Genomic DNA, 16,980 nt, shown 5'->3' on the forward strand with positions numbered 1-16,980 from the left:
TGACAAAATCTACCATCAACTCGATCTTGATCATAGGGTTTGCTCACAAGAACACATTTGGGTGTCGAAAGTGGGGTAGATACTCGCGGCTTCAGTTAAGTTCTCGAAACAGGAATTATAGAGTGACTGTAGCTCGCTTCCCTCGCTGTGGAATTGCGTCGTTCAGCCGCCCGCTTGAGGTGTCGACGAGCAGTGTGTCCCACGGTCATCCCGAGCGTCACCGCCGCAGATTTAATACATTATCTCAGCTTTGCACGTTGGAGAATCGACATATTCTTGGGGAGAATAGACGTCCGAAGCGTTCTACTGGCGTCTCAATCGAGAGCGACCGTGTCACGAGTTGTGTTTGATCGGGTAGGTTTGCTGTGATTCAGCCGAATCGTGACCGGTACTGCGCTCGTACGATCGCCGAATTTCGGTTCCAACTGGCTGCCGTACAGTGATTCATATCACCTGTCCAACGTGAAAAGCTGAGTACATTATGATAGTCGGTTCCGTACACCTTGAAGAGAAGCAGCGATCTGTCGCCGGACGAGGTGGCGTTGGTATACCCCCTCACCGACGGCCCAGAGAACAACCACGAAAAACCCAATTGTCAGGAAAGAAAACGCCCAAATTGGCATCCATGTCGGCTTGAACCACGGTGAAACACGTCTCCAGCGCTCAGCAAGACTGGTCACTTGAGGTGGGAGTGGCGTTTCCGCGACCACACTACTCACGACATCTGGGACCGTCGGAAGATTGGTTACGCCGATCCCGCTACCGCCGTGGAGTTCGGCGGTTCCCGAGGCGTTCTGATCGCGGATGGTGGGGCCGCCGGCCTCGTCGCCGTACGCTATTCGTTCGGCGTCGTAGGGAGCCCACGGAGCGTACATTTCCCAAACCACCTTTCCAGCGGGTGTGACTTCCATCACGCGGTGGTTCAACGTGTCCGTCACGAGAGTATTTCCGTTCGGAAGCCGATCAGCATCACGCGGCCAGTTTAGGTCACCGGTTAATGTCCACGTTCGCTCCCACTCGCCCTCACCCGGTGGCCCGCCCATACGTGTGTACTCCACAATTCGATCATTCTCCGAGTCAGCGACGAGAATTGTCGGCGTGCCGTTCTTACTTTCGAGGTAAGTCGGGTTGTGTTGTTCGTACAATGTTCCGTAGTTGTCGTCTTCACCGAGGCGCATCTCAATCATTTTTGTCGAGCGGTTGACGACGATCACTTGATCCATGTTGCGCACCGAAATCAAAAATTCGCCATCGCGGATCTCATCGATATCGTTAACGTGGGTCCAATCCTTGGTTTTGATACCCTTGTCTGCGTCGTTTGGATAGTAGTTCTTGAATTTCCATTCCCACGTGGTCTTGTCCGTAGTTCGATTATAAATGAATACACTATCGTTGCTGGTAGAGCCGGTATCATAGTTGATTCCCGCGACAAGGAGTTCGTCGCCGTTAATGAGATCGATGTCATGAATATCTGAAAGGTTAAACTTCTCAGTCCAGACTCGCTCTTGGGTTTCGGGATCAAACTCATAGACTACCGATGTCCCCGGATAGGGGTTGACAACCAGCAGGTTGCCGTTCGGTAGCGGGTCGACATCGTAAAACCAGCTCTGACGGTTGTTGGAACCGTTGTAGGTCCACTCAACATCACCTCGTGAGCCGACGGATACAAGTCGTGCAGGGCGGCCTGAGAGCGACACGCCGCGGGCATTCCAGCCCTGACTGGAAACGATTGTGTCACCTTTTGGTGTGGACTCGGTGGCGTTCGCTTCGAGCATTGGTTCATCGTATGAAACTGTCATCACTCCGCTGAACAAGAGCAGCGACAGCACGAACAATCCGAGCAGACTCCGAATAAGCCAACGACGGGGCGGTAAGTCGGCCATAGAGGATGATATTCGGCACATATGATAGATATTACGAAGAGACTCTTACCTGTACTTCTCCGGTTAGTCCTGCTTTCGCAGGTCACCCGATCTTGGCGACAAACGAGCTGAATTGTATAAAATTTCGATAAAGTCTCATCTGCGACCTGTGGAGTCTTTTTCTGTTTGCAGTCTGTGACATAATCGATAGAGGGAGCTGCATCACACCAATCCGATTGCGAGTTGAATAAAGAGGATTGCGTTGTACGCACCATGGACCAGCACCGGGACGAGGAGATTGTTAGTATGCTCATAGAGGCCTCCAAGAACGAGACCAAGGACAAATGCTGAAATCACGTATCCTGGAATACCGCTCGCACCACTCCCAGTAACAACGGCTGTGACGTGAGCAAAGCCAAACAATGCGCTTGACAGAACAACAGCCGAAACCGGCGAGAACGTACCTCGAAGGATACCCTGCACGCCGCCGCGAAACAGCGTCTCTTCACCTGGCCCGGTCGCAACGAACGAAAGCACAATGAGATACAGCGCCAGCGTTGGGTCCTGTCTGACGGCACTCACGATTCGATTAGTTCCAGGTGCGAGACCAAACTGCTGAAGAGCCATCCCAACAGCCTGCGATGCGACGAGGAGAAGGATAGAGCCGCCGATAACCCAGCCGAGGTCGCGCAGGATTCGTTCGGGATTCGACATAGAGGGACGTCGGATATTGAGCAAATCTGAATGGTTGGTATAGCGCATATACACGACAACGACGAGGACGAACGCGATACCTTGGAGGAGCGTTGAAGCGGCGTATCCGATGGTGCTCTGAAAGGAAATCTCAAAAAATGAGAACAGTGCCAAAAGTGGAAGCGAGAGAAAGTTCGAGACAAGAAAACCACCGGCGGCAAGTCCGACTGCGACCGAGAGTGCGAGTAGATAATTAGCCGTAGTATCGCTACCGACATGCTCTGAAGTCATTGGGTGGTCATCCGTTATTTGCCGCCAGCCGGTATGTATCTCTTGATCGCTCAACGAGAAAGCAAGCCTTCCTATGTCCAATTATAAACATCTTTTCAAAGAGAAATTAGATTGTATACTCTACAACGGATCCTAAGCTAAGATATAGGCTTCAAATCGTTCCTTGGGAAGGCTCCAAAGTAGTTTGAGAACCGGCCAACACTTCATCTGCCCCTCTTACCCCTGAGAGGACGGTATTGACGTACTCCTCACGAGCAAGTGCGGCCTCTGCGGCGGCCTCAACCACCCTCAGTACAGGTTCAAATCCGATCCCAACGATGAGCAACAAAGCGGCGAGACCGGTAACAACCGTCACGAGGACAGGTGGGTACGTCGCTGTCCGAACGGCTTCTGATTGTGTGCCCCAGAAGCCACGGTTCCACGCACGAGTGACGTACGCGATGGTGAATATCGAGCCACCAAGGGCAACCAGGAGCGCAAGAACCGCACCCCACCCTCCGAGAACGCTAGCGTTCGTGGTCGTCCGAAAAACAAATAGCTTAGCGAAAAAGCCCGATAACGGCGGGATACCAATGAGCGCGAGCACGCCAATGAACACGCTAGCGGAAAGAATAGGCGTCCGCTGAGCGAGTCCTCCGAGATCGGTGAACCGGAGTGACCCGATCGCGTCCTGCACTGTGCCGCTAGCGAGAAACAGCATCGACTTGGCGAGACCATGATTGAGCGTGTAGATGAGTGTAGCCGCAATGCCGAGTGCGCGCACCTCCGGCACCGTGGCAGCGACTGCAAGTGGCAGGACAATAAATCCAATCTGGCTGATACTCGAATAGGCGAGTAACCCATCCAAATCGGGGCGACTCACTGCACCGATACCCCCGAGAAGAATGCTTGCCGCCGCCATGACGAACATCACTGGGCCAAAAAAGTCAAGAAACGACGTGCCTGTAAGGCCCGGCAGTGAGAGAGGTTCCGGAAGGGTTGCAGCCGCGAAGACAGTGAAGTAAAGCCGGATAATCGCGTAGACGCCAACTTTCTTGACGATGCCAGCGAGCATCGCCGCAACGGGCGCGGGAGCAGCGCGGTAGGCAGCAGGCACCCAGAACTGGAAGGGGACGATACCAGCCTTAAGTGCGAACACGCAGAAAAGAAGAGCGGCGAGACCAAGCACGGGAACAGGATCAACGCCAAACCGCTCGGGATTCCCGAGCCGGCGGGCCATATCGGCCATATTCAACGTACCGGTAGTGGCATAGAGGCCACCGATAGCGAGCAGCATGACGGCACTCCCTAGTAGATTGAGTACAGTATACTGGAGCGCCGCACGTGTATGTTCGGGCCCGCTGTAGAAAGCCACAAGCACGTAGCTCGATATCAACATCACCTCAAACCAGACAAAGAGGTTGAACACATCGCCGGTCAAAAACGAACCAGTAATGCCGACGACCATCAGATGATAGAGTGAATGATAGGAAACACGCTGGGCGTATTCGCTCATGAACCGCATTGAGAAGACGACTGCGGCGAGCGAAACTATGGCAGTAAGTCCAAGCATGAACACCGACAACGCGTCAGCCACGAGTGTGATGCCGAAGGGAGCAGGCCATCCTGAAATCTGATAGACAAGTATTGACCGAGCTGCGACAGTTTTAGCGAGCAACGCCACACTTCCGAGATACGCAAGCGCACCCATAAGACTCGCCGTGCGTTGGACACGAGGAACCCGTCGAAGAAATAGCGTGAGTACAGCCGTGACAAACGCAATCAAAAGCGGCGCGACAACAAGGTGAGGGGGCATCTATGCACCGCTCCTCATCTCAATGAACTCATTTAAGATACCAATGGATAGCTTAAAAGACCTAAAAATAAACATTGATGAAAAAATGCAAAAAGCAAGCACAAGCGGGAACGAACTGGTCATATTCCATAGCAATGTGGTAAAGAAGACCACAATTATTCCTATCCCACCATATGTTAACATAGACATCAGAACATCTGTCCACGTATCGGGCGTCAGCCAGTTTTCATCCCCACAAGCGGCACTAACGATTCGCTCGATACCAATATATACTGCAATCGAAATCCAATAAGTAAAAACCCAAGCAGGAAAATAACTAGAAAGCGAATCCAAATCTAGAAAGATCGCATATCCTAGCCAGAATGGTAAAGTGAAAAGCTCAATCTCAATCAACGCAACGCTGATTGAACCGGCGAAATCTTCGAACAAGCGTCGTTTTGACCTTCTCTGCCGTTTTTTCATTATATTGTAAAGACTATTTTGGCTAAGTTCGCAGATTCCGTGTTTGGGAATTCGGTGGTGATGTTGACCACTAATCACGTGACTCACGAGTCGGGCACCTGTTCATCAAACCGGGATGCGATCTCGACTGCGATATAGAGTATAGTAAGGATAAGCCCGACGGCACTCATCCCATAAAGAGCCAAACTAAACGGAGTTGAATGAAAGAATGTCGTACCGAAGATCCGGATATGACGGAATGGTTTCGGCCCAATAACTCCAATAACAAACCCGAATCCGCCTGCAATTGTGACTGCCGCGAACCAAATGACTATCAAGACCAGCCGTCCAGAACGCTCTGATTCGGTTGTGTCTGCATCATGCTGTTGTGTAAGTGGGTTCATTAGTTTTCAATGAGAATGCGAACTGAGTGAGGCTGTTTCCTGTGCTGTTTCGAGCAGTTCGACCGTTGCATGGTCGACACCGAAATCCGCCAGTTGGTCGTGGATGGTTTCACGGATGGCATGCTGTTCGTCAAGGGTGGTCGAATGGTTCTGTACCCGTACTGTGGCCACAGTGAGCTGACTACAAATCTGCCAGATGTGGATGTCTTCAACTGATTTGATGCTATCTATTTCGCTTATTGCTGATCGCACTTCTTTGATAGGAACTGGGCTACGTTCCAGTAGGAGACTCACGCTATCACGTAATACGCGGATGGCCGACCAGATCACCAACACTGCAATGAGTACCGCCGTAATCGGATCGGCGATGCGTAGGTCGGCGACAGTGATGAGAACCATTGTGATGATAACAGCCACCGATGCTCCTGTATCCCCCAGCAGGTGATAGAACGCTCCCTCCTCGTTGAGACTCATCTCATCACCGCGAAGGATGTATACGGAGACGATATTGATGATCAATCCAATAGCTGCGACACCTGCTGTAAGGACTGGGTCAATCGAAACTGGGTCAGTGAACCGTGTGTATGCTTCGTAGGCGATGTATAAGGCCATCGGGATGAGCAATACGCCGTTCAGCAACGCCGCGCTCGGCTCCAAGCGGTGCAATCCATACGACCACTCCTCCGATGTCTCGTACTGCTCTGCGGTGTAGACTGCGCCGAACGCCATCATATACGCGAGCGCGTCGAACAGCATATGCACCGCATCGCTGATCAGCGCGACAGATCCGAAGAGAAGACCGCCGGCAAGTTCGATGAAAAACCCGGTGAGATTGATTACTGAAACGAGCGCCAGCGTGCGCGTCCCGACACTCTCATCCTCATCAGTCGATTCGTGTTCATGGGTTGTGATATCACGTGTCATTGTCGGATGATCTCGGTGTTGTCGTTCCTCTATCCCCCTCAACGGGGGTGGAATTCTCGTTCGACGTCGGATCACCGTCAGCTGCCCCCGTTTGTTCGTTGGTGGTCTCCGGTCCGGTCAAATTCAGAGGTCTTATCCAGCCATACCAGATAACGAGGACCATCGTACCGTAGCCGAGTGCCCAAACAGCCCCGCCGAGTTGAGAAGCTCCCGAAGCCGACAGCAAGTAATCGAGGAGACCGGGCCCGACGATCCCGATCAGCAATACGAAGACAAACGCCCATTTCGACGAAATACTTACCATGGATTGTCTCTTTATTATCTGATCAATCGTTGTATCGGTACCGGGTGGATTTCATTCACAGACAGCAACATCTTGTTCATTCGTTTTCGGGAGTAACGCGGGAGAGTCGCATCGCGTTTCCAGTGACGAGTAAGGTCATCCCGACGTCGCCAACGAGCACGGCGAGGACGACCGAGACGAGGCCGAACGGCACGCCAATGGCGAGGAGTGCCTTCGCGCCGAGGCTCCCCCAGATGTTCTGGCGGATGACGCCGTTGGCTCTGTTCGAGAGATCGTAGAGATACGGCAGCTTCGACAGGTCATCGGCCATCAACGCGATGTCCGCCGTCTCTAGGGCCGTATCCGTTCCAGCCGCACCCATTGCTACCCCAACCGATGCGGTCGCCATCGCCGGTGCGTCGTTGATCCCATCACCGACCATTGCCACTGTTTCGTGCTCTTCAAGTAGCTCATCGACCGCTTCGACCTTCTCGTCGGGTAAGAGTTCGGCGCGGAACTCGTCGACGCCCACTTCCTCAGCGATCGCCTTCGCGGTGCCCTCGTTGTCTCCGGTAAGCATGACCAGCTTCTCGATGCCGGCCTCGTGAAGTCCTTCAACCGCGAGTTTCGCGTCGGGACGGACCTCGTCGGCGATGGCGATGACCCCTTCGAGCTCGTCTTCGGTTCCTACGAGCACGACCGTCTTGCCCTCGCCTTGCAGGCGGGGAATTGTCTTAGCCAGCAAGTCGAGACAGTCCTCGCGGTCTGCACATCGATTCTTGGTCTCTTCGAGTGCAACGCCACCGTCAGTCGTGAGGTGGACGTGGTCGAGGTCGAAGCCGAGGTCCTCGAACAGGCTCGGCTTGCCGGCGTAGTGGGTCTGTCCGTTGAGGTTCGCACGCACCCCCTTGCCGGTGATGCTCTCGAAGTCGTCGATGGTCTTCGCTTCGAGGCCGCGCTCGTCCGCTCGTTCAATGATCGCGTCACCGATGGGATGCTCGCTGCGCTTTTCGAGGCCGCGGGCACACCGGAGCACGTCCTCGTCGGTATTCTCGTTGAGCGGGACAACATCAGTGACGGTGAGTTCGCCCTTCGTGAGTGTGCCGGTCTTGTCGAAGGCGACAGCGTCGACCTCACCCATCGTTTCGAGGTGATTGCCGCCTTTGATGAGCACGCCGTTTTTCGCCGCACTCGTAATCCCTGAAACGACCGACACTGGCGTCGATATCACGAACGCACAGGGACATGCGAGCACGAGCAGAGTGATTCCTCGGACAAACCATGTGACCCATGCCCCGCCCAACAGCAGCGGCGGTAGGAGCGCCGTGAGAATTGCGAATCCGACAACTGTCGGCGTATAGTATCCCGAGAACCGCTCGACGAACTGCTCGCGGTCGGTCTTGTTTGACTGGGCGTTCTCGACCATTTCGATGACCCGCGAGAGCGTGTTATCCGACGCATCGGACGTGACCTCGATTTCGAGGTAGCCCTGCTCGTTGATCGTCCCGGCATATACCTCCTCACCCGGCTGCTTGTCGACGGGGACGGATTCACCGGTGATCGGAGCCTGATTGACGGCGCTTTCACCCTCCGTAACCTCGCCGTCCATCGGTATCTTCTCGCCCGGTTCCACGAGAACGACCTCGCCGATGTCGATGTCCTCGACGGCGACCTCCTGTTCGTCGCCGTCACGGCGGACGACAGCGGTATCCGGGGACAGCTCCATCAGCTCTTCGAGCGAGTTGCGCGCTCGGTTGACGGAGTAGCGCTCTAAGAGCTCGGCGACATTGAAGAGGAACGCGAGCGACGCCGCCTCGATGTAGAGACTCGCGCCGGTGAAAAACAGCGAGAGACCCGTTGCGCCGAGGATCGCGGCTGTCATCAGGAAATCGATGTCGAGACTCAGGTTCTTCGCGGAGTAGTAGCCGTTACGAACGATCACCTGCCCACCGACGGCAATCCCGACAAGCAACAATAGGTCCGCAAGTGCGAGTTCCCCGCCAGGGATACCCAACAGCGAGACGTTCTGACCGGTGAGGAAGTACTCGAAAAGCACCCCGAACCCGAGGAACGCGCCGCTGATCCACGTCTTGATGCCGCGCGTACTCGTCCAGATGCTGGAGCGGTCATCGGTGGCGTCCTCATCGGTCCCGTCGGCCTCCGTATTAGCCACGTCGTAGCCGGCTCCCTCGATGGCTCCGACGACGGCGGAGGAGTCAGTCGTCTCGGAGTCGTAGGTTACGTCAGCCGTTCCGGTCGTCGGCTGAAGGTCGTATTCGACGAGACCATCCACGTCATCGAGCGCGTTGCCGACCTTGTTGGCACACGAAGGACAGTCCATCTCGGGGATCGAGAGCGATTCCGAGTGCTCAGCATCGGGCATCTTGACGGTATATCCCGCGGCCTCAACGCGGTCCCGGACCGCATCAGAGGTGGTGTGCTCGGAGTCGTAGTGGACAGTAAGCACCCCCGACGTCGGCCGGGTGTCGATACTGTCGATTCCATCAAGTCGATCGACACTGTTGGTCACCTTTTGGGCGCACGACGGACAATCCATCTCCGGGACATCCAGTTGAACCGTCTGGGTTTCGACGTGCGTCGTGTCCTCATGGACATGATCCGATTCTCCCGGATAGCTATGATCGTGGTCGTGGTCATGACCACCATCAGGGACGCTTCGTTGAGGATCACTCATTATGCACCCTTCCGGCCCAGACCATTATTAATGTCACTGCTAGTATACTCGGTGAAAATACGAACTACTAGCATCTTGTTCGGTTCGAGTTAATAATAATGAGCCATAATCATGCCGTGTTCACCGAAGTAGCGAGCGAACGAGCACTGTTGGCGAGGACGAGGTTTTCAATGAGTCGCCGCCGTGTTTTGCGGGCGATCGTGAACAGTTCGTCGAGGGGATCGAGACCGCCATCGGTCGCCAGTGCGTCCGCACCGTAATCATAAATTCTACCGATATATTTCGCACATTAACCCAATAGACATTGAAATTCTGGATAGTGGTCGCTCGATTTTTCAGTGAACGCTCATCTCGATGAGTCGTCACCCAGCAGTTTCCTGAACCAGTCTTCAGCAGCGTTCAGCTGAAGACCGAGAAAGTCGAGGTAGCCCTGAAGATGGTGTTTTGAGACGCCTCGGAACCTTCCGAGCCACTGCCGCACGAAGCCGTGGCGGTTCTCGCACGTGTTCACGTGTGCGTCGCCGATCGCGTACGTCTCGGAGTGATTGACGGCTAAATGGCCGTCAATCGCGTCGCAATCGTCGATTTCGTTGTAGATTCCGTAGTCGTCGGTACATAGAATCACGCTCCCGTCCCCGCATTCGGCGATGTCTTCGTCGACGCTCTGGAGATTCTTCCGTACTAGAAATCGAACTCGTCCGTCGGAGCGACGGACGAGTGTCACGACCGGCGGTTTGTCTCGTTGAAAGGTTCCACGTCCCTTTTTGACAGCCCGCGCGAGCGCGGGCTTTCTTGCTCTATTCCCTTCTCACCCGCTGTAACGTAGATCTCGTCGGCTTCACAGACGTCGCTGAGCGTGAGGTCAGCGACGTCGTTGCATCGGTCTTGGATCTCGTGGACGAAGTTGAGGACGGCTTCGTAGTCACGGTCGAGGTCCTGAGCGATCTGTGCGGTCGGCACAGATCGCGTCTCCTTCAGTATATAGAACAACTCTTCGATAGGGAACTTGTGATGCTCGAACAGCGTCTTGGTGAGGTCGTTGAAATACGTCTCGCAGTTGTTGCAGTAGTACTGCTGGGCGTCCTTCCCAGTGGTTCCTTTCTTGATGACCTCGTCGCTTTCGCAGTGGACGCAGGCTACCGTCGCGCCAAATCGGGCGCGACGGAGCCGCTCGTAGCAATCCTCGGGATTCGGTAAGAATACCGAAACCGACTCGTTGTCCATTACCAGCAGCGTTTGTTCTCCGTCTCAGTAGAAGTTACGACTCGTCGGGATAAGCGTTCAGTGAAACCGTCATAGTGATGCTTAGCCCTTTGTTATCTGTTTGAGTAGCCGTCGTGTTTGTTCTGGCGCGTTCAATGGTGAAACTGTCTTCCCGTTAATCACCAGCGTGGGCGTTGAGTCAACGCCAGCCTGTTGTGCAGCGGCAGCTGTATCGCGTACTGCTTTTTCGTAGCGTCCGCTTTCAATGCGCGATTGTAATTCGCCCGTACGTTTGATGCCCGCTTGCTTAGCGAAGGCGACCAACTGATCAGTAGTGGCCCATTGTTCACTCTCTGGCGGCTGATTAGCGAAGATGTATTCATGATATTTCCAGTATGATTTCGGGGCAAGATTCCAGACAGCGAGACCAGTTCTGGTGGCGCGTGGTGCGTCTGGTCCAAGAAAGGGCTCCCCACCTGTATATGCTAAGCCGCGAAATTCGAGTGACAGTCCAGAGGGCTTGATATAGTTGGTAACGATCTCGTTAAGGAATCCCAAGCTGAATTCTGCGCAGTACGGACATTTCCAGCTTCCGTAGTAGGTTACGGTTGAACCCTTTCCATTTCCCATCGTCGCATAGCGGTATTCGGAAGGGTTCTTTGGAACGGAAACGTTCGCCACCGCGCTTTCGAGCGGCTTAGTAGTGGTCCCTTTCGCACTATTAGTACTTGCTTCACTGTTGGTTGCCCCTCCATTCTCGGAGCCGGCGGACCCGAGACATCCCCCAAGCACAGACGACCCAGAAAGAGCGATGAATCCACGTCTATCGATCGACATATTCCATCATTTCACCGAAACCAGTAGATTGTGTCGGTTTAGAACGAGGCCAGATTCAGAGGCGCTGTCTAGTTAAGAGTGAGCAGGTCGAAGAGCTGGTTGTCTATGCCACTCAGCGACCTACTCGATGAGACATTAGAGACGGCAGATAGTGACTGTTGGGACCGCGAGAGGACGGCGACGCCCGTGAGGGCGTTCGCCGTCCGACTTCATTCTGCGGGCCTCTCGCTCCGGGAGACCGTGGCGATTCTCGACCTCCTCGACGTTGACCGCTCGCATGGAGCGGTCTGGGACTGGACGCATCGTCTCGCAGACAATCAGGATAACCCGCCGCGGAGCGCTCCGCGGCGGGTCGCGGTCGATGAGACGGCGATCCAGATCGGTACGGAGTGGCGGTGGTGTTACGCTGCAATCGACCTAGATTCGATGATGGTGCTCGATATTGAGGTGTTCAGCCGCCGCGGGACCGATCCCGCGGCGGCGTTCCTCTCACGCCTCGACAAGCATCACGACCTTTCGGAGGCGGAACTGCTGGTCGACAGCTTCGGTTATCGGACCGCTCTGTCCCGACTGGGACTGAGCGGTCACGTGGAGTACAGCGGTCGGAACCACATCGAGCGGTGGTTCCAGACGCTCAAACAGCGGACGGACCGCTTCTATACGACCTGGAACGGCGGTCCGGCCAGCATTCGCCGCTGGCTGCAGCGGTTCGTCCACTACTACAACACGCAACGGCCGCATCAAGCACTCAATGGCCGTACACCGGCAGAGGAGGCTTAACTAGACAGCGCCGATTCAGAAATCTTGTTTGTCCTACGGCAACTTAGCACCTTGACATCCCTAGCCACTATTGAATCAGAACCGACGATAATGTAACAACACATCACACTACGTGCCGATTTAAGTCACAGCCTCGTCAATTACGACTCTCTGCGGGTATGTATGCGACAAGTAGTTGCTACCGAACGACACAGTGACAACGGATGAGAGTTCGTCCTGACCCGCTTTGTACACGTAGTTCAATATCGTGTGAACAGGCAGCGGAAATCGATAGGGTGGACGAACGATACCAACACTTTTTCGCATCCTGCTAGTAGCGCCGCGCGGATGCAACAAACGAGTCGACGGCAGTTTCTCGCTGCCATCAGCATGGCTAGCGCCACACTCACGGCGGGCTGTAGCACCGGCGGCTCCTCCAGCGGGAGCGGCGACAGCACCAACGGTAGCACCGGCGGTGGCGAAGCGACAACCGATAGTAGTGCTGACGAAACAACGAGTAACGAGGGAGCCACCACAATCGGTTCTCACGAGAGCAGTGAGACAATCCGCGGTGGCAACGAGACGACCAGTGGGAGCAGCAGCGAGACAGCGACGGTAGCGGCCGGCCCGGACGGCAGGCTCGTTTTCGAACCTGAGCAGATTGATGTTTCGATTGGCGATACGGTCGTCTGGGAGTTCAAAAGTGCCGGTCACAACGTGAGTGCGATCCCCGAGGACAATGAGAAAGTAAGTGTTCCCGGTAGAGCAAAACCATTTGCTTCCTATGAGAGCGGCGATCTCTACGCTGTGGTACCGGAAGGAAAAACCTACGAACATACTTTCGAGACGTCCGGTAAATACACATATGTCTGTATTCCACATGCGGCGTCAGGCATGATTGGTACAGTCACAGTCACATAGGAAGGCGATCAACAAACAACTAGCCGGGGAAACAAGTTTGCAGGCGAGTAGCGCGTCGTACTCCTCAATTCATTCGCCGTGTGTCATTCTCAATAGAGCAGCGCCGATCACTTAGGGCGCGAGCAGGACGGGAAGATGTCAAAGCAACGTTGGAATAGACGAAAAATAGCGAAGGCAGTATATTCACGCAACACTTTGCGAGACCTGTACTGATTCCCATTACTCGATCACGTACAGATTATTATGACTGACCCACTGACAGACAACTCGAATGCGACAGCAGATGAGGTCAGTATCGGTCAGGCACTCGGACGAGCGAGTATTGAGGTAGGTCTGTTTGCTGTACCAGTCGTGGTCGTCGCATTAGTAGGTGCATTCACGTGGCGGCCGACCGTACTCTGGCTAGCAGTATGTGGATGGGTAGGATTGTCGCTCAGCCTCGGCGGGAGTCGAGCGACGGAAAGAATCACCGTGGTCAGGTGGTCACACCCATCATCGACGGTCGACAAAGTAACCACAGCAATCGCTTATAATGGCGTTCTAGGCCTCGGAATTCTCGTTAGCACTATCGCCTGGCTAGTGACACACTGGTTCATTGTTGGGGTGATTGTTGCAGTCGTCATGCCGATATGGTTGCTGAAACACATTCGAGTTGTCCTCGCACTCACTGAACCAGAGGAAGCAGTATCAGGCGATTAGTCCGAGTGTGCTGGCGTCCCGAGCCGGTCGGCGTGATCGTCGCGGTCAGTCTCACCCGAGTGCTCCCCGTTCGACGGAAGAAACCGGCGCTTCGAGTTAAACACGACAATGAGACTGCTAATCGCCATCATGACAGCGGCGATCAGCGGCGTGATGACGCTAGTCATCGCTAGCGGAAGCGCGATCACATTGTAGCCGGGCGGCGAGCCCGAACACGAGGGGAAGGGGGAGGGGAGGACGAACAGCACCGCGAACCGGTTAACGATGCGCTGGACGCCCGTCGCGGAGCTCTTGGCATTCCAGAGGAGTTCGACAAGGCGACCCATCGTGCTGGTGGCGTCCGGGCTGACCTCGACGACGATCGCATTGTCAGTAAGGATCGATCCGCCGAGCACGTCGTCTCTGACGGACTTGCGTTGTGGAGCAGATTCGCCCGCAACGAGCGCTTCGTCGATCGCGGCGGTTCCGTCGACGATCTGTCCGTCAATCGGAATCCGCTCGCCGGGCTTGACCAGCAGGCGATCGCTGGGTTCACACTCGTCGATCTCGATGGATTCGGTGGCGTCGCTCTCGTCATTGAGCCGACGGGCTTCGTCAACGCGCTGATCGGTGAGGTCGGCTCGGCTGCCGAGCGCGGCGCGTTTGACCCGGAATTCGAGGTGGTTGCCGATAGTGACAATGACGAGCACCATCTCCGCGACATCGAAGTACGGGTCGTGCCTGTCCATCTATGCGACGTTCTACAGAAGTCAGCAGACCAAATTCCATACTGAACGCTCGTTCTGAGGTAAAGTGAAAACCAGTGGACGCTCACGATCTGGTTAACGTGTCGTATCGACCGTTTCGTATGACTTCCCTCGCTCGATCCCGAGACGTTCATGTGACTCGCCAACGAAGTGTCTGTATGGCAGCAATGGTAGCCGAGCAGAAGAAACAGATATAACATGATCGGGAGCCGTGGATCAATCGGCCGGCGTCTCCGAATCGTTTGTCTCCTCGTGTTGCTCTCGGTGATCGTCGTTCCGACCGCATCGGCACACGGTGCCGGAGCGACTCCATCCGTTCCCCAGTGGTACGGACTCCTCATTGCCGGTGGCGGACTCCTTACAATCATAGCGAGCGTTATGCTCCAACGAAACGATTATCTCAGACCCCGTCGTGTTCTCATGGGGGTGTTCTTCGGGCTAGTGATAACAGCTATCGGCGGGATCTGGTTTTCCCAATTGGCCTCAGAAGCGGAATACACGGCGCGCTCGATACCGTTTCCACGGACGTGGTACCAGCCGATCGCACTGGTGCTCGGCTCCTTGGTCATGGTCGGAAGTCTTGTTTTCGGACGTCTTCGGTGGCCGACGCGGCCCCGGTATTCTGTGCTTGGTATCGAACTCGGACTGTGGATCGTCTACCCAGTACTTCTCACTAACGGTGAGTATACGAGTCTGTTCGGCTACGCGCTCGTTCTCAGCGTCCCGCTCACCATCGGTTACATCCTCTGGCGTGATTGCCTTGGAGCACTCAGCACAGTGCTTCGGGACCGGACAGCGCGCCGGTTCGGTGGTGGTGTAGCGCTCACGGTTGCGATCTTTTTCATGTTCGCGGCTGGCTTTCTCTCTTTTGTCCCAGAGGAAGGTGTCAACGCACCCGAAACGGCTACTGTGGCCGTACTACCGACGCTGTTTCCACTAGTGACGTGGCCAACGGTTGAGTGGTTCTTCCCGACGATTCCCTTCGTGGGAATGCTCTCGATTGGTGTTCTCATCGTCATCGGTATGCTTGGCGGGCTGATCGGCCTCAATGCCGCGATGGTCGCTCGCCTCTGGATCTCGGGGGAACAAACGGAACTGACCGAGAGTACGGCAGGGACCGCAGCGTTCGTCGGCGCGAACGCGTGTAGCTGCTGTGGGCCGATCGTTGGGCAATTCATCATCTTGATTGCGGGTTCGTCGGCAGCCGCCCCGGTGTACTGGCTGTTCGTTGACCTCGCTTCGCCCGCTGGAACGCTGTTTCTCGTTACGAGCATTGCACTCCTCACCGCGAGCTTGTTGCATACTGTTGGAACCATCGCCGATTCACCAATCTGTACGATTGACGAGCGTCTCTCCGCCTCTGGAGTGCGAGCGGACTGAGGAAATAGGTGAAAGATATTCTACGATTCTGACAAGCTTCCTGAATGGCTCGCTCTTTCTGTAGCGTAGCGGAACTGCGAGACGATGATCAGTTCATCGCCTGAACAGTCTGTATTCTCGGTGTAGTAGCTGTTTCTCACTACCGATCGTTCATTGCTAGTGCGCTATTCCGCCAGTCTACACCAGAGCGATCCACTCAGACCGGTGCATAGAGACTGGCATTCAACACCAGCGATCAGCATGACTCCGGTCAAAGTCCACGTATTGAGACTGCCATCTTGGACTACTCGTGGCCGCTCCCCGGATGGACTAGATGGATTTACTCTCGGCGAAGCGCCCGCCGGCTCCAATGACGACCGCGACGATGCCGGCGATGAGCAACTCGACGCCGCGGGCGACGATGCCGTTGGGCCGGCCGATGACGCCCGCGAGCGCATCGAGCGTAACGCTGTCGAGTTGGGTCACGGTAACGAGCACACCGAGCACACAGAGCACGACCCCGAGACTTGCAAGCAGGGTCCACGGACGCTCGGCGTAACCCGATTCGAGGACGATGCCGGCGATGGCACCCACGAACAGGAGAAGCCCGACAACGGCGACCGCGAACACGTTGAACAGCAAGCCGAGTTCCGAAAACACCAGTCCGAGCACGACGATGAGCGGCCACGGACTCGACATCCGGTACTGGTCGCTCAACCCTGACTGGTCATCCATACACGAGTATGGGCCGCGAGCGTAACAAACCCATCGAAAGCCAGACCGCGCCATGCCGTCGGCTCGCCGATATACTGCTCGTGGCTGGTGGCGACGTACTGGGTGGTAGTCTGGTTGGAAGCATACACTTCGATAGCGGGGTCTCACGCGAATCTTTCGGCTCCCGAATTCTTCGACAATAGTCTCAGGACTTGGCTTGTTCAGATACGGTTCAAACGGCTCAGTTGAATCCGCAGATGGCGGCGGGATAGGTCGTCAGAATCAGTGTACTGAAGCGGGAGAGTGCTGTTGTGGAGAAGACACTCTTCCGCTTCGTGAAGCAAGTAGCTTCAC

Annotated in this window: 13 protein-coding genes and 1 pseudogene; 3 read left to right on the forward strand and 11 right to left on the reverse strand. The window is 55.3% G+C overall.

The annotated features are described in order from the left end of the window. Window positions 1-479: 479 nt before the first annotated feature. The 9 genes from ACQUQO_RS16415 to ACQUQO_RS16455 form a co-directional block, all read right to left on the reverse strand. A complete protein-coding gene (locus ACQUQO_RS16415) occupies window positions 480-1,883 on the reverse strand; it encodes an aryl-sulfate sulfotransferase (protein WP_435079468.1) in 1,404 nt (467 codons plus the stop codon). Between the two features lie 201 nt (window positions 1,884-2,084). Next, entirely contained in the window at window positions 2,085-2,900 is an 816-nt protein-coding gene (locus ACQUQO_RS16420; RefSeq protein WP_435079470.1) for a CPBP family intramembrane glutamic endopeptidase, read from the reverse strand. A 97-nt stretch (window positions 2,901-2,997) separates the two neighbouring features. After that, window positions 2,998-4,641 carry a complex I subunit 5 family protein gene (locus ACQUQO_RS16425; protein WP_435079472.1) on the reverse strand — a complete coding sequence of 548 codons (1,644 nt, stop codon included), beginning with the start codon at window positions 4,639-4,641 and terminating at the stop codon, window positions 2,998-3,000. After that, the gene (locus ACQUQO_RS16430; protein WP_435079474.1) at window positions 4,642-5,103 is read right to left on the reverse strand and encodes a hypothetical protein; all 462 of its coding nucleotides are present in this window, start codon (window positions 5,101-5,103) and stop codon (window positions 4,642-4,644) included. Window positions 5,104-5,186: 83 nt separating this feature from the next. After that, window positions 5,187-5,486, reverse strand: a complete 300-nt coding sequence (locus tag ACQUQO_RS16435) for a DUF7520 family protein (RefSeq protein WP_435079476.1) — start codon at window positions 5,484-5,486, stop codon at window positions 5,187-5,189. Between the two features lie 6 nt (window positions 5,487-5,492). Beyond that, window positions 5,493-6,410 carry a cation diffusion facilitator family transporter gene (locus ACQUQO_RS16440; RefSeq protein WP_435079478.1) on the reverse strand — a complete coding sequence of 306 codons (918 nt, stop codon included), beginning with the start codon at window positions 6,408-6,410 and terminating at the stop codon, window positions 5,493-5,495. Window positions 6,411-6,790: 380 nt separating this feature from the next. Beyond that, on the reverse strand, window positions 6,791-9,388 hold the full coding sequence (locus ACQUQO_RS16445) for a heavy metal translocating P-type ATPase (RefSeq protein WP_435079480.1): 2,598 nt from the start codon (window positions 9,386-9,388) through the stop codon (window positions 6,791-6,793). 346 nt (window positions 9,389-9,734) lie between these two features. Further along, window positions 9,735-10,612, reverse strand: a protein-coding gene (locus ACQUQO_RS16450; protein ID WP_435079482.1) for an IS1595 family transposase whose coding sequence is annotated in 2 segments (ribosomal slippage) — window positions 9,735-10,156 and window positions 10,156-10,612 — 879 coding nt in all. Because the reading frame shifts where the segments join, the coding sequence is not laid out codon by codon here. 81 nt (window positions 10,613-10,693) lie between these two features. After that, complete coding sequence (locus ACQUQO_RS16455; protein ID WP_435079484.1) at window positions 10,694-11,428, reverse strand: DsbA family protein; 735 nt, start codon at window positions 11,426-11,428, stop codon at window positions 10,694-10,696. Window positions 11,429-11,533: 105 nt separating this feature from the next. Here ACQUQO_RS16455 and ACQUQO_RS16460 point away from each other — a divergent pair, with 105 nt between their 5' ends. Next, window positions 11,534-12,208 carry an IS6 family transposase gene (locus ACQUQO_RS16460; RefSeq protein WP_435079486.1) on the forward strand — a complete coding sequence of 225 codons (675 nt, stop codon included), beginning with the start codon at window positions 11,534-11,536 and terminating at the stop codon, window positions 12,206-12,208. Window positions 12,209-12,577: 369 nt separating this feature from the next. Then, the gene (locus ACQUQO_RS16465) at window positions 12,578-13,108 is read left to right on the forward strand and encodes a plastocyanin/azurin family copper-binding protein (protein WP_435079492.1); all 531 of its coding nucleotides are present in this window, start codon (window positions 12,578-12,580) and stop codon (window positions 13,106-13,108) included. Window positions 13,109-14,043: 935 nt separating this feature from the next. On the opposite strand, the pseudogene ACQUQO_RS16470 reads toward ACQUQO_RS16465, so the two are convergent. Continuing rightward, a pseudogene (locus ACQUQO_RS16470) lies at window positions 14,044-14,523 on the reverse strand (heavy metal translocating P-type ATPase); the annotation flags it as partial. Between the two features lie 654 nt (window positions 14,524-15,177). Between ACQUQO_RS16470 and ACQUQO_RS16475 the strand changes: the two are divergent. After that, window positions 15,178-15,933 (forward strand): hypothetical protein, encoded by a 756-nt coding sequence (locus ACQUQO_RS16475; RefSeq protein ID WP_435079488.1) that lies wholly within the window; start codon window positions 15,178-15,180, stop codon window positions 15,931-15,933. A gap of 309 nt (window positions 15,934-16,242) precedes the next feature. Here ACQUQO_RS16475 and ACQUQO_RS16480 read toward each other — a convergent pair whose 3' ends face one another. Beyond that, complete coding sequence (locus tag ACQUQO_RS16480) at window positions 16,243-16,647, reverse strand: DUF7541 family protein (RefSeq protein WP_435079490.1); 405 nt, start codon at window positions 16,645-16,647, stop codon at window positions 16,243-16,245. Window positions 16,648-16,980: the final 333 nt, after the last annotated feature.

Source organism: Halococcus sp. AFM35, from assembly GCF_051195015.1.
Lineage (GTDB): Archaea > Halobacteriota > Halobacteria > Halobacteriales > Halococcaceae > Halococcus.

Bases quoted from the DNA above. Each gene is read 5' to 3' on its own strand.
- ACQUQO_RS16415 (WP_435079468.1), bottom strand. From the start codon at position 1,883: ATGGCCGACTTACCGCCCCGTCGTTGGCTTATTCGGAGTCTGCTCGGA.
- ACQUQO_RS16445 (WP_435079480.1), bottom strand. From the start codon at position 9,388: ATGAGTGATCCTCAACGAAGCGTCCCTGATGGTGGTCATGACCACGAC.
- ACQUQO_RS16460 (WP_435079486.1), top strand. From the start codon at position 11,534: ATGCCACTCAGCGACCTACTCGATGAGACATTAGAGACGGCAGATAGT.
- ACQUQO_RS16435 (WP_435079476.1), bottom strand. From the start codon at position 5,486: ATGAACCCACTTACACAACAGCATGATGCAGACACAACCGAATCAGAG.
- ACQUQO_RS16455 (WP_435079484.1), bottom strand. From the start codon at position 11,428: ATGTCGATCGATAGACGTGGATTCATCGCTCTTTCTGGGTCGTCTGTG.
- ACQUQO_RS16465 (WP_435079492.1), top strand. From the start codon at position 12,578: ATGGCTAGCGCCACACTCACGGCGGGCTGTAGCACCGGCGGCTCCTCC.
- ACQUQO_RS16480 (WP_435079490.1), bottom strand. From the start codon at position 16,647: ATGGATGACCAGTCAGGGTTGAGCGACCAGTACCGGATGTCGAGTCCG.
- ACQUQO_RS16430 (WP_435079474.1), bottom strand. From the start codon at position 5,103: ATGAAAAAACGGCAGAGAAGGTCAAAACGACGCTTGTTCGAAGATTTC.
- ACQUQO_RS16440 (WP_435079478.1), bottom strand. From the start codon at position 6,410: ATGACACGTGATATCACAACCCATGAACACGAATCGACTGATGAGGAT.
- ACQUQO_RS16425 (WP_435079472.1), bottom strand. From the start codon at position 4,641: ATGCCCCCTCACCTTGTTGTCGCGCCGCTTTTGATTGCGTTTGTCACG.